The sequence below is a fragment of the Enterocloster sp. 210928-DFI.2.20 genome, assembly GCF_020554465.1.
GTDB lineage: Bacteria > Bacillota > Clostridia > Lachnospirales > Lachnospiraceae > Enterocloster > Enterocloster bolteae.
In genome coordinates this window covers 1-13,356 of record NZ_JAJCHK010000042.1, presented here as the reverse complement: position 1 = coordinate 13,356, position 13,356 = coordinate 1, and the positions used below count along the sequence as shown (strand labels likewise).

Sequence of the window (13,356 nt, the reverse complement as noted above, 5' to 3'; positions counted from 1 at the left end):
CACGTATCGCCTTAAACGCTTCATATATTTTAACCGAAGAAAGTATGGATAGCAAGGACTTTGTTCTTTTTTCATTACAGTATGGACGAAATCCCCTCCCCGCTTTATAATGAATCCAGACAAATCCAAAAAGATTACAGGAAAGGTGCTCCTTATCATGAAAAATGTCATCATAAAACAAACAATACTTGGGCGGGGAATGCCGAAAATATGCGCCCCGCTGGTGGAAAAGGATTATGAATCCCTGATTCACCAGGCTGCCTCCTTCACGGAGCAGCCAGTGGATATAGCTGAATGGAGAGCGGACTGGTTTGATTCCATACTGGAGCCGGATACCCTGGACCAGGTCCTTCCCGGCCTGGAGTCTGCCCTGAAAGACATTCCACTGCTCTTTACCTTCCGTACCCAACGGGAGGGCGGTCATCTGTCCGCTCCCCTGCCGGCGTACCGCTCCCTGGCAGAACACGCCATCTGCTCCGGCCATGTACATCTGGTGGATTTGGAGCTTTTCTCGGGGGACGATATGATACGTGAGACAATAGTCCTGGCCCACAGACACCAGGTAAGCGTCATCCTGTCCAACCATGATTTCGCAGCCACCCCCAAAGAGGAGGAGATTCTCCGCCGCCTGCATCATATGGAGGACCTGGGGGCAGACATAGCCAAGATTGCGGTGATGCCCCAGTCAGCCGGCGATGTGCTGACCCTCCTGTCCGCCACCCACAAGGCCAGCCAGTCCCTGTCCTGTCCGCTCATCACCATGTCCATGAAAGGCACCGGGCTCATAAGCCGTCTGTCAGGGGAGGTGTTCGGCTCCTGCCTGACCTTTGGCTCTGTAAAGGAAGCCTCTGCACCGGGCCAGATTGAAGTGGGGAAGCTGAAGGAGTTCCTGACAGCCATCCACGAAAACCTGTGACTATTTTATGGTACCCCTTCACAGATTTTTCACATTTCCACCATAAAACCTTCACAATTCGTTTGTATAGTTAGATTTGTAAAAAGCAAATGCTTTTCATACAACTTTTTCTCACAAACCGGCCGGCAGGGGAAGCCCTGGCGGCCACTCCTCTGCCCTTAAGGGCTGAAAAAAGCGCGAATCCTCTTGGAATCCGCGCTGCATGTTTCATTTCGGCCGCTGTATGTTTCCATTCAGCATTTAATGCTTTCCGTCACATCTTTTTCTTTAATGTCCACCAATATGATATCATTTCCCACCTGGCAGATATCGCAGAATGGTATCACATATTCCTTCTCCCGGCCCAAAAAACCGCATATACAGCCCGGCCCAGGCACAATCAGGGCCAGCAGACAGCCCGTTTCCATGTCGAAATCCACATCTCCCACAAATCCAAGGCGCTTGCAGGTCTTTACATTAATCACTTCTTTTTGTTTCAGGTCGTAAATCCTCACGTCCACAGCCTCCCGGCCTCTCTTGCTACTTACTATATGCCGGATACTGTCCGATTAAAACCTGATTTTTGAAAATACCGGCTGTCCGCGGTTACGCGGATAGCAGCCATTCTGCAGGGCGGTACCCGGCAGATGTTACTGATAGCCGCTGTTTCAGTTCAGTTCCGGTATGACAGCCAACACCTCAATCACAACAAAAAAGATGATAATAAGCACAGTGACAGCAACACCGATAATAGAGAGTATCAGTCCGGCCTTTGCCTGGCTGTCCATTCTGTCTCCTTTTTTTGACATAATGGCAAATATGATGCCCAGCACGCCGAACACGACACCGAACAGCATGCAGCAGCAGATACTGCACAGGGAAAGAATTCCCATAACCAGAGAAGCCGTAGCCATATTGTTCTTTTCCTGATATGCAGGCTGGTAAGACTGGTATTGGGTCTGATACTGGGTCTGGTATTGGGGCTGACATTGGCTGTTTCCGCCCGGCTGACTGCCTCCTCTTTCCCGGCGGCTGTCATTTTGGCTGAAATCGCCGCCCTGGCCGGTCCCCGGCTGACCCTGATTTATTCCGGGCTGACCCTGATTTGCCCCCGGCTGGCCCTGACCATAAGAAGCCGGAGCTGGCTTATATACCGGCTGGCTGTCATTTCCGCTGACGCCATTTTCCTTTCCTGCGTCATACGATGCCCCGGATGGGGTTGGTTCCCAGGGACTTCCCAGATAGGGTTTATCCCCGGTTTCGTTCCACCTGTCCTCCTGTAAGGGTGCGTCCACAGGACTGCTCCATCCATCGGAACCATCCTGTCCGGCAGATGCCTGTTCGGAGTCCTCCTCTGTCACCTCTCTGGCCGGCTGTTCCGCCACAATCACTGGTTCCCTGTTACCTGTATGATAATCCGGCCCCTGGCCTTCCCCGGTACCGTATCTGTTTTCATTTTCCATGGATTATCTCCTCTCTCAAGCCCATACGGCCGCGTTCATGTGCCCAGATACAGGGCACACGTTTGGAAAAGTATAACATATTTTGTAAAATAAAACAATCCGCCAGGGTATATCCCCGGCGGACAGCCTCTTACAATTTTATGAATAACTGCATTCTCTCCTTAGGAGTATGCTTGAAAACGCCTTAAAATATGCTTTAGAACAGCGGCACCACTGCGCCTTCATAAGTTTCCTCCATGAACTGCTTTACCTCAGGGCTGGTCAATGCTTCCACCAGGGCCTTGGTTGCATCGCTGGACTCCTCTCCCTCTCTCACTGCCACCACGTTGCCGTAGGTGGTAGCCGCCAGGGACTGGGAATCCTCAGTAGCCAGGGCATCGCTGACTTTAAGCCCTGCTTCAATTGCATAGTTGCCGTTGATAACCGCGATATCGCCGTCAGAAATGGAACGCGGAAGCTGAGCTGCCTCTAACTCTACGATATCCAGGTTCTTGGTATTCTCCACGATATCATTCTTAGTAGCCTCCAGACCAACGCCGTCTTTCAGCTTAATCAGCCCCTGCGCCTCCAGCAGAAGAAGGGCTCTTGCCTCATTGCTCACATCGTTTGGCACCAGTACGGTTGCCTTGTCAGGAAGCTCTTCCAGGGATGCTGTCTTGCCTGCATAAATGCCGAATGGCTCATAGTGGATGGCGCCTGCGCTGACCAGCTTTGTTCCGTTCTGCGCATTAAAGGAATCCAGATATGGCTTGTGCTGAAAATAGTTTGCATCCAGATCTCCTGAATCCAGTGCATTGTTGGGCTGCACATAATCCGTATATTCCACAATCTTCAGCTCATAGCCCTTGGATGCCAGAACCTCTTTCGCTGCATTGAGGATTTCCGCATGCGGCGCCGGGCTTGCTCCTACCACGATTTCCTTCAGTTCTGCACTGGCCTGGGTGGTCTCCGCCTCTGCCGCCGTGGTTTCCTCTTCCTTGGAATCAGCAGCCTGAGTCCCGGCAGTTGCTGCCGTTGTATCTGCCGCCGCAGTCTCCTTTGGGCTGCCGGAGCATGCGCTGAGCGCTCCTGATACCAATACTGCAGCCAGTACGGCTGCGCCTAAGATGTTTTTCTTCATAATTGTGTCCTCCTCGCGTTGGGGCTCTGCCCCTGTTATTTTGCGCCATGATACGGCATTTATCATCAGCCCAGGCTGCACGTCCTTCCTCATATGCAGGTCATATACGTTATCCGTTCCTTGTCAGGAAACCGGACAGCCTCGGCAGATTCACATACAACTCTGTCTCACGGGACTCTCTTCCTGGATTCTGTTACTGGATTCCCTGGATTCTGTTCCCGCACTCTCTTCCCGGATTGTGTTCCGGAATCTTTCTACCGGATTCTCTTATCACTCTTTCTGGACATGCGCATGGCGACCTCCTGGATCAGCTGCACAATAATGACCAGAAGCACTACGGTCACCATCATCATATCGGTCTGGTAACGGTGGTATCCGTAACGGATGGCGATATCTCCCAGTCCGCCTCCTCCTGTAAATCCTGCCATGGCAGAGTACCCGAGAATTGTGGTCACGGATATGGCCGCTCCCACCAACAGAGACGGCTTGGCCTCCGGCAGCAGCACCTTGACTATAATCTGCCAGGTGGATGCGCCCATGGATTTGGCTGCTTCAATGACACCTGCGTCCACTTCCTTCAGGGAAGACTCCACCATACGCCCTATGTAGGGGGCTGCGGCAATAATCAGAGGCACCACCGTGGCATTGGATCCTATGGTCTTTCCCACAATGAACTTGGTAATGGGCAGAACCATGATTAACAGGATGATAAACGGCACGGAACGCAGCAGATTGATGATGAGACCCAGGACCTTGTTAAACAGAGGCACCGGGCTGATGCCCTCCCTGTCCGTCACCACCAGGGCGATTCCCAGGGGAATACCAATTACATAGGATAAGGCAGAGGAAAGGAATACCATGTATATCGTCTCCCAGATTCCTTTTACAAGCATATTTATGGTCGTAGCATCAAATTGCATATCACCGCACCTCCTCGAACTTTACATTGGCTGTTTTCAGATAGTTACAAATCCTGCCGGCATCCGTATCGTCCTCCGGAAGCTGTATGATCATCTGTCCCATGGCCTTGCCTTCAATATCCCTGGTGTCCGCATGCATGATATTCACCGGAACCTTACAGGCCAGCACCATGTTGGCGATTACGGGCTCAGAAGACTCTCTTCCGTCAAAAATAATGCGGATCTGGCGGGAATTGCCAAAGTTTAAGTTCTGCTCAGCCACATCCCCCAGAATCAGCTGACGGCCGATATCGGATTTGGGGCCGGAAAAGATATCGGACACATTTCCCACTTCTGCAATATGGCTGTGGTCTATGATAGCCACTCTGTCGCATATGGCCTCAATAACCGCCATCTCATGGGTAATGACAATGACAGTAATTCCCATCTCCCGGTTTATCTTCTTAAGCAGTTCCAAAATAGATTTGGTCGTGTTGGGGTCCAGCGCGCTGGTGGCCTCGTCACACAGAAGGACCTTTGGGTTCGTTGCCATGGCCCTGGCAATGGCTACCCTCTGTTTCTGTCCGCCTGAAAGCTGCGCCGGATATGCCTTCATCCGGTCCTCCAGACCCACCAGTGTTAAAAGCTCCTCTGCCCGCTTTTTGGCCTCGGCCTTGGATACCCCTGCAATTTCCAGTGGAAAGCATACATTCTGAAGCACATTTCTCTGGGACAGCAGGTTAAATTGCTGGAAAATCATGCCCATGGACTGCCTGGCCAGACGCTTTTCCCTGTCCTTCATCACAGACAGGTTTTTTCCTTCAAATACGACCTTTCCCGAAGTGGGCACTTCCAGATAATTGATGCACCGCACCAGGGTACTCTTACCCGCACCGGACAGGCCGATGATACCGAACACCTCTCCATACCGGATTTCCAAATTGATATCCTCCAGGGCAGTAACCGGACCATTCATGGTCTGGAACTGTTTCCCCAGCCCCACCAGCTGAATGATGGGATTTTCGTTATTTGCTTCCATAGGTTTAATTCCTTTCTTTTGTTCCTGAAACACATATTCGGGGTCCCGCACATGCCCGCGCCCTGGCCACATCGTGGCAGCCTCCAGCGTTCAGGCAAAATCACAGCAAAAAGGCCGCATGTCCTGCACGGACTTGCGGCCCTGAATCTTTCCCTGCTACCGGGATATCTCCTGATTAATCACAATCCATACAGATGAAACTTACATTCAGTTTTTTGCCCATGCGGATACACAGCACATCATCATGTACATGCTGTTCATCATATCCATATTCATCTGCATGGCTCTAAACTGATTCATACGTTCCTCCTGTATTGATTCCTATTAAATCGCTGGGATTTATCTTAGTTAAGAAAATACATCACATGAACCTATTTGTCAAGCACTTTTTCCTGAAACACCCTTCTAAAATGTTCGTTATGATTTAAAGGGTGTCTCCTGAGACAATCACATCAGCTGCCGTAAATCCGGCCTCCGCCGTGCCGGCCATCCCACTGCCTCCTGATGGAACGGCGTCAAAAAGGCCTGCCATGGTGCCCGCTGGCATCTGGTGCTCCCATTTATAAGCGGTTCCTGAAAACCGCCTGTACGCCTGAATATAAAAGTCATCTCCATGGCCTTCCTTCACAAGACAGGCATCTGATCCCAGTCTGGCCGAGCGCATGCGCCTTTTCTCCTGCTTAAGCCGGAAGGCCCGCTTGTCTTGGTGTTTCTTTTCCGCCTTTTTCTGTTCCTGCGCCTTAAGCCGCTCCCGCTCCAGCTTCCGCATCTTCCTGCCGCTGCGGCCCAGCAGCTTCTGGAGGGAACGCAGGGCTCTGGATGCCTTTACACGCTGTTGGTCATCACCACAGGCTGCCGCCCTCTTCAGATTGGAAATGGACCTGTATATGTCCCACACAGCCTCCTGCACCTGACCCTTGGTGCGGGCCCTGGCCACCCGGGAAAAATGGCTGGAGACATTAAGTGAAACAGAAACTCGCACCCTGGGGTCGCTGCCTGCAGAAGGTGTCTCTTTTGCGCCTGTGTGTGAGACCACAGGCACAGCCTCCTTTTCCGTTTTATCCTGCACAGACCAGTAGGAAGTCCCTTCCTCCCCTAAAAATGCTCCCACGGCCCTGGTCTGTCCCTGTTTTGCCAGCAGAGTTCCGGCCGCAGATACCAGCTCAGACCAGCACTGGCTGAAGTCCTCCCGGCTGCTGCCCATGCGCCCCACAAATTCCCGGGACAGATACAGATGTACGCCGGTCCCTGCCTGGACAGCCAGGGTAGCCAAATCACCAGCGTCCTTCTCCTGCGCCAAATGGAACACAATGCCCGGATACTGCTTTTTCAGCTGTTCCAGCATTCGGACAGCCTGCTCTCTCCAATCATCCGCGCCCTCTGTCCAGCTCCACACAGCCTGATCCCGGCAGGCACTGTCATTGCTTCTGACGGCCGTTGTTTCGGGACCATTTTTACCCAAACCATCTGTTTGCTCCTGGCACCCCGGCGGCGCCGTCCGGACCGCCTTGGCATTTTCCATATAAGCGGATGGCCCGCCCTGTTCCGGTACACATCCCAGTCTCACCATTCCATCATCCCCTCATTCACAATCAGGTCACAGAAAAACAGGGTATATTTCCGCTATCAGCTGCACAGCTCCACAATGACCTGTGCAAATATTTTTGCGCTTAAGACAAGCTCATCCACCACAGCAAATTCATCGGCTCCATGCATACGGTTATCTGTTCCAGGCAGGGCTGCGCCATAGGCAACACCATTCTTCAGAGAATGGACATAGGTGCCCCCTCCTGTAGCCTGGCAGCTGCCCTCAAGGCCTGTGTAGTCCTCGTATACGGACAGCAGCGTCCTTACGAAATGAGAATTTCCGTCCACATGGTGAGGCGGTATCATGGAATCATTTTCCAGTGTAAGCCCCTGGTCCGCCATGGCCTGCTTTACCACTCCCAGCACAGATTCTTCTGTGGCACAGATTGGGCACCGGCTGTCAAATACGCCTTCCAGTCCATCAGCGCCTACAGTCAGCATACTGAAAGCAAGGGTCAGAGCACCGGACAGCTCGTCTTCCATGCTGATTCCGGCTGCCTTTCCGCAGGTATCGCCGTGCGGGAAAAGCTTCAGCAGGTTCTTCACCATATCCATCTGGGGGCACTCTACAAAAGGCAGGCGTGTCAGGTACACCAGCAGGCCTGTAAGGGCATTTTTTCCCTCCTGGGGTGTGGATGCATGGGCGCCCTCCCCCTGGGCAGTAACTGTCATAACCGGTAAATCACCCTCCAGTACAAAAGAAATTCCTGTCTCCTTCTCCACAGCCTCTGCCGCGGCCTCCAATGTCTTAAGGTCAATGCCTTCCACAACAGCCCTGGCCTTGCCCGGTACCACATTCGCCTTTATTCCGGCTTCCACCTTCACCAGTCTTGGCATTGCCTCAGAAGCCTGGAAGGATGCATGGAAATGACCTTCCAGACGCCCCTTTTCAATGTTGATGACCGGGAATTCCGCATCCGGAGAAAAGGTCATGGGCGCCTCATCCTCCTTGTCGTAATAATTTACAATATCAGAGCTTCCGCACTCTTCGTCCGTACCCAGAATCAGCCTGACGTTCTTATTTAACGGGATCCCCAGCTCCTTCACTGCCCTCATTGCATAAAGCGCAGCCACGGCCGGTCCCTTGTCATCCGCGGTACCGCGTCCAAAGAGCTTTCCGTCCTTTACCACCGGCTCAAAGGGCTTTGTCTCCGTCCATCCCTCACCGGCAGGAACCACGTCCAGATGGGCCAGGATGTCCAGCTGTCTCTCCTTGTCATTGAGGTCGGCTGTTCCCACATAATTGTCATAATTACGGATGGAAAAACCATAACCCTCTGCCATGCCAAGAGCTGCCTGAAGGGCCTGGAACGGGCCTTCCCCGTAAGGCTTGCCCTCCACATAAGGCATCTTCTCACTGTTAATCCTGCACAGTGTACAGATATCCTCTATCATTTCTTCCCTGTGGGAATCAATAAAACCTTCAATTTCATTCCTATACATCGTAACCGTCTCCTTTTCCTGCGAAGCTTAAGCCCCGCATCCTTTTATTATGCTGCTCTGTCCGGCCTTCTGCTCTGTCCGGCCTGCTGCTCAGCGCACCAAGCCGGGGGACCGGGACCTGCAAAAGCCCCGGGGCGTCCTTAACGGAACATGGAAGCCAGCGTCTCATTGACCAGCCTACCGTCTGCCTTTCCCTTGACCCTGGGCATCAGGACCTTCATAATGGCTCCCTTATCCTTAGCCGTAGGGTTTTCGATTCCCAGCTCAGACAGGACCGCACTTATAACTTCCCGAATCTGCTCCGCACTCATGTCTTCCGGCGCAAACTCCTTGTAAACAGCCATCCTGGCGGCTGCCTCTGACCGGATGTCCTCACGGTCCGCCGGCGCCATCTCGTACGTTTCCTGGGTCTGCTTGATTTCCTTCTTAACGACCGCGTTCTCCTCTTCTTCCGTCAAAGGCTCCCTCTTGTTGATTTCCGCATTTTTGAGGGCGGACAGCAGCATGGAAAGAGAATCCTTCCTGGCCTTGTCCTTAGCCTTCATGGCTTCCACCATGGCAGCCCTTACAGCATCAATCTTACTCATGAATATTACCTCCTCGTTATGAGCACTTAGGGACCGTAGTCTGGTCCCTTACGTGCGATACATTCCGCTGGCACTTAGCGAGGTCCCTTCGAGCTTAGTGCAGCGGCTCGTTATGAGCACTCAGGGACCGTAGTCTGGTCCCATGGTCCTGTTTCCTGCATGGGATCAGGCTCTTCCGAATTCTGAGAGCTTCAGCGCCGGATTGCGGTCCAATACCATGCCCACGCTCCAGCTGTTGATAAACAGCAGCAGCGGATTATCCTTTAAGTCCTTAATTCGTTTCATATCAGATGTACCCTGAATCCTGGCCACATCCACCTCGCCCGGATTCTCCACCCAGCGTATGTGCTCAAAGGGCAGCTTCTCCAGGATGACCTCCACATTATATTCGTTTCGCAGACGATAGGTCAGCACTTCAAACTGCAGCACGCCCACCACTCCCACTATGATTTCCTCCATACCGGAATTAAACTCCTGAAATATCTGGATTGCACCTTCCTGGGCAATCTGGTTCACACCCTTTATAAACTGTTTGCGCTTCATGGTATCCACCTGGCGCACCCTGGCAAAATGCTCCGGCGCAAAGGTGGGTATGCCCTCAAACTGAAACTTCTCATTGGAAGCGCACAGGGTATCGCCTATGGCGAAAATTCCCGGGTCGAATACGCCGATAATATCGCCGGCATATGCCTCCTCCACGATTTTCCGGTCCTGGGCCATGAGCTGCTGGGGCTGGGTCAGACGGATCTTCTTTCCTCCCTGCACATGGTTTACCTCCATCCCTGCCTCGAACTTGCCGGAGCAGATGCGCATAAAAGCAATTCTGTCCCTGTGGGCTTTGTTCATGTTGGCCTGGATTTTAAATACAAAGGCGGAAAAGTCAGGGCGGAACGGGTCTATCACCCCGTCCAGGGTCTTCCTGGAAAGAGGCGGCGTAGTCATTTTAAGGAAATGCTCCAGAAAGGTCTCCACTCCAAAATTGGTCAGGGCCGATCCGAAGAACACAGGGGACAAATCCCCTATCCTGACCCGCTCCATATCTAACTCGTCGCTGGCCCCGTCAAGGAGCTCGATGTCGTCCCTCAGCTGCTGGTGATAGTCCTGCCCGATGATGGAATCCACATCCGCGCTGTCCACGGCAAATTCCTGGCTGTCCACTTCCCTGGCACCGCCCATGGCAGCCGTGAAGGTAGTTATCTTCTTTGAGAACCGGTCATATACGCCCTTAAAGCTCTTGCCGCATCCAATGGGCCAGTTCACAGGGCATGTGCGGATTCCCAGCACTTCTTCAATCTCGTCCAGAAGCTCGTAAGGGTCCCTGGCCTCCCGGTCAAACTTATTGATAAACGTAAAGATGGGGATATGACGCATGACACATACCTTAAACAGCTTGATGGTCTGCGCCTCCACGCCCTTTGAACCGTCGATGACCATGACCGCGGAGTCTGCCGCCATCAGGGTACGGTAAGTATCCTCTGAGAAATCCTGGTGTCCCGGTGTGTCCAGGATATTGATGCAGAATCCGTCGTAATTAAACTGCATGGCAGAGGAGGTCACAGAGATACCTCTCTCCTTCTCAATCTCCATCCAGTCGGACACAGCATGTTTGGCAGCCTTGCGCCCCTTGACGGTTCCTGCCAGATTAATGGCGCCGCCGTACAGCAGGAATTTCTCTGTCAGCGTGGTCTTTCCGGCATCGGGGTGGGATATGATTGCAAATGTCCTCCGCTTTTTTATCTCTTCTGTCATCTGGTTATCTATCTGTGACAAGTTATTCGTCCTCCGTTTTCCATTGAGTAAAAGATGGACGTACTTTGGAAGTACGCCCAAAATCATCCAATTTTTATTCTATTATGATTGGAAACATAAGTCAAGGCCTTTGGCTTTTGATTTTCCCTCTGTTTTTGGTTCTGTTTTTGGTTCTGTTTTTAGTTCTGCCCGTCAGCCTCCCTTCTATGGAAATCTCTGTAAATTGCCGTTGCCGGCAGGGATGATTCTATAGTATACTGTACTCATAAGATCCACCCCCCTTCTGTTACTATAAACGGACCCGTAAGGCCCACAAAGAGAGGAAAAAAGCATGAAATGCACAAAACCAAAGAAACTGGCCCTGTTATTCTGCCTCACGGCTGCCCTGGCATCCGCAGCCCTGCAGGGCTGCGGGGCCAAAACCCCGGAGGATATGCTGGCCCAGATGCAGGAATTCTCCACACCGGATGACACTGCGTCCATTTATCTGGACAAGTCCTGGAAAACCCAGGAGGCACCCATGGACGGATGGCTGATTGCCGCCAGCAGCAGAGAAGACAACGCCGTGTTCCTGCTCCAGTTCATCAAAAACGGCCCCTCCAGCCAGGCCGGCAGCATGGAGGATGTGAAGGATATTATTAAGACCAGCTACAATCTGTCCGGCGAGACCAATGCCGAGGCACCGGAGGTGCCGGGCATGACCAATGTAACCGCCATAACCGGAAGGATGTCCGTGGACAGCACCAATGTGGATGCCTATATTGTATATGGGGAGACAGACTATGCCTACTACTCCATGGCCTATGCGGCGGACAAGATGAATGACAGCAAGATTGCATCCTTCAAGGTCTCCTGTTCTAAATTCCGCGAAAGTGCTCCTGAGGTGGAAGACAGAACCACCGCAGAGCTGACGGATACCATTCGCTGGTTCAATGCTTCCTACGCGGTCCTCACGGACTTAAACGGCTGGGACTACAACCGTTTTGCCGGCCTGGCAGCCAATGATGATGTCATGGCTATGGAGCAGAAATCCCTGGAAGAATGGTGGAGCGTTACAGACCGCGCCACAGCAGACAGCACCCTGGACTGGATTCTGACCGAGGGCCACCGCGATACCTTTGCTGAGGACATGGCATACCTGGAAGAAGCAGGCATCCGGGACATAGCCCCGAATGAGAGAAGCGCTTTCCTGCTGGACCAGTTTCAGATGACTGCGGATGAGGCCCAAAATTATGCGGATATGTTCGGCTTCTATGAGCAGTACGGCCCTGACGCCATTGCAGGCTGGGACTACTGCCGCGCCATGAACCTGATGAGCTTTTACTATCTGGCCGGCTACTACACCGAACAGGAGGCACTGGATAAATCCCTGGAAATCGCCCAGACCATGCAGCCCTTATTTGAATCCTGGGATGATTTGATGTCAAGCTATATGCGGGGCTATGAGTACTGGGCCGAGGAAAGCGCCGACGAGCGCAGGGCGCTCTATGAGGATTTAAAGACCAGGGAGGACAATCCTTACTCAGTAGACTTTAAGATGGAACTTGAAAAGACATGGTAAGCCCCGGAGCATGACAGGGATAAAAAACAGGCATTAAAAAAAATAGTAATATATAGGCGGAAATGGACCCATTCCAGCCCGGAAATTCCGGTTCTGAAGGGTCCATTTCTCATGTATCAATCTGTTGAAACTATTTAATCAGCTCCACTTCCACAGGTATGGATTTCTCCACTGTCTCCCCTGCCATGATTTTGACAGCTGTCCCGATGGCTGTCTCGCCCATCTTATCTGGCTTCTGGGCTACCGTGGCCGCCATTTTGCCGTCCTTCACCGCCTTCTGGGCGTCGTCCGTGGCGTCAAATCCCACAATCTTTATGTCCTTTCCGGAGGCAGCAACTGCTTCCACTGCCCCAAGGGCCATCTCGTCATTGTGGGCAAACACACCTTTGATGGTTCCGTCGGACTGAAGTATGTTCTCCATAACCGTCATACCCTCGGCACGGTTGAAATTAGCGGTCTGGCTGGCAGCCACCTGGAGGGATTGGTCTGCCACCTGGTGGAAGCCCGCTCCCCTGTCAATGGTGGCCGAAGCCCCAGGCACTCCCTGTAATTCAGCTACCTTGGCGCCTTCTCCCACAAGATCCATGAGATACTCTGTTGCCATCCTGGCTCCTGCCACATTATCTGAGGCAATCTGGCAGTCCACATCTACCCCGTTGACCCCGCGGTCCACTGCAATCACCTTGATCCCCTGGGACATGGCGCTCTTTACCGCCGGTGCAACCGCATCTGAATCCACCGGGTTGACAATCAGCACGCCCACATTTCTGGACACCAAATCCTCGATGTCGCTGGTCTGTTTGGCAGCGTCGTCTCCGGCGTCCACAACCACCAGCTCCACGTTATTCTCTGTCGCGGCTTTTCTGGCTCCTTCTGTCAGGGTCACGAAAAACGGGTTGTTCAGGGTGGAGACAGAGAAACCAATCACGTTTCCACTGCTTCCCTCCCTGACATTTTCATAATCTCTCGGAATCTCTAAGCCAGTAAATATAAGGCTTTCAGATTCCTTTTTT

General features: G+C 52.5%; 12 protein-coding genes. 2 read left to right on the top strand and 10 right to left on the bottom strand.

The features are described 5' to 3' along the window. Nucleotides 1-157: 157 nt before the first annotated feature. A complete protein-coding gene (aroD, locus tag LI015_RS24775) occupies nt 158-916 on the top strand; it encodes a type I 3-dehydroquinate dehydratase (RefSeq protein ID WP_227126581.1) in 759 nt (252 codons plus the stop codon). Between the two features lie 233 nt (nt 917-1,149). On the opposite strand, the gene LI015_RS24770 is transcribed toward aroD, so the two are convergent. From LI015_RS24770 to LI015_RS24730, 9 genes are all read right to left on the bottom strand, one after another. Beyond that, nucleotides 1,150-1,410: a YlmC/YmxH family sporulation protein gene (locus tag LI015_RS24770; RefSeq protein ID WP_002567117.1), complete on the bottom strand. Its 261-nt coding sequence runs from the start codon at nt 1,408-1,410 to the stop codon at nt 1,150-1,152. Nucleotides 1,411-1,563: 153 nt separating this feature from the next. Then, nucleotides 1,564-2,358: a DUF4190 domain-containing protein gene (locus tag LI015_RS24765; RefSeq protein ID WP_227126580.1), complete on the bottom strand. Its 795-nt coding sequence runs from the start codon at nt 2,356-2,358 to the stop codon at nt 1,564-1,566. A 196-nt stretch (nt 2,359-2,554) separates the two neighbouring features. Then, the gene (locus tag LI015_RS24760; protein WP_002573540.1) at nt 2,555-3,478 is read right to left on the bottom strand and encodes a MetQ/NlpA family ABC transporter substrate-binding protein; all 924 of its coding nucleotides are present in this window, start codon (nt 3,476-3,478) and stop codon (nt 2,555-2,557) included. 254 nt (nt 3,479-3,732) lie between these two features. After that, nucleotides 3,733-4,398 (bottom strand): methionine ABC transporter permease, encoded by a 666-nt coding sequence (locus LI015_RS24755; RefSeq protein ID WP_002567114.1) that lies wholly within the window; start codon nt 4,396-4,398, stop codon nt 3,733-3,735. Between the two features lies 1 nt (nt 4,399). After that, nucleotides 4,400-5,416, bottom strand: a complete 1,017-nt coding sequence (locus tag LI015_RS24750) for a methionine ABC transporter ATP-binding protein (RefSeq protein WP_118019262.1) — start codon at nt 5,414-5,416, stop codon at nt 4,400-4,402. Between the two features lie 424 nt (nt 5,417-5,840). Then, nucleotides 5,841-6,986 carry a hypothetical protein gene (locus LI015_RS24745; RefSeq protein WP_227126579.1) on the bottom strand — a complete coding sequence of 382 codons (1,146 nt, stop codon included), beginning with the start codon at nt 6,984-6,986 and terminating at the stop codon, nt 5,841-5,843. A 56-nt stretch (nt 6,987-7,042) separates the two neighbouring features. Then, nucleotides 7,043-8,446, bottom strand: a complete 1,404-nt coding sequence (locus LI015_RS24740; RefSeq protein WP_227126578.1) for a Sapep family Mn(2+)-dependent dipeptidase — start codon at nt 8,444-8,446, stop codon at nt 7,043-7,045. A 140-nt stretch (nt 8,447-8,586) separates the two neighbouring features. Beyond that, nucleotides 8,587-9,033, bottom strand: a complete 447-nt coding sequence (locus tag LI015_RS24735; RefSeq protein ID WP_002567109.1) for a GatB/YqeY domain-containing protein — start codon at nt 9,031-9,033, stop codon at nt 8,587-8,589. A gap of 165 nt (nt 9,034-9,198) precedes the next feature. Beyond that, nucleotides 9,199-10,803, bottom strand: a complete 1,605-nt coding sequence (locus tag LI015_RS24730; protein WP_002567108.1) for a peptide chain release factor 3 — start codon at nt 10,801-10,803, stop codon at nt 9,199-9,201. Between the two features lie 310 nt (nt 10,804-11,113). On the opposite strand from LI015_RS24730, the gene LI015_RS24725 reads away from it, so the two are divergent. Further along, complete coding sequence (locus tag LI015_RS24725; RefSeq protein WP_227126577.1) at nt 11,114-12,343, top strand: DUF1266 domain-containing protein; 1,230 nt, start codon at nt 11,114-11,116, stop codon at nt 12,341-12,343. Nucleotides 12,344-12,473: 130 nt separating this feature from the next. On the opposite strand, the gene LI015_RS24720 is transcribed toward LI015_RS24725, so the two are convergent. After that, the gene (locus LI015_RS24720; protein ID WP_319638748.1) at nt 12,474-13,334 is read right to left on the bottom strand and encodes a D-ribose ABC transporter substrate-binding protein; all 861 of its coding nucleotides are present in this window, start codon (nt 13,332-13,334) and stop codon (nt 12,474-12,476) included. Between the last annotated feature and the right edge of the window lie 22 nt (nt 13,335-13,356).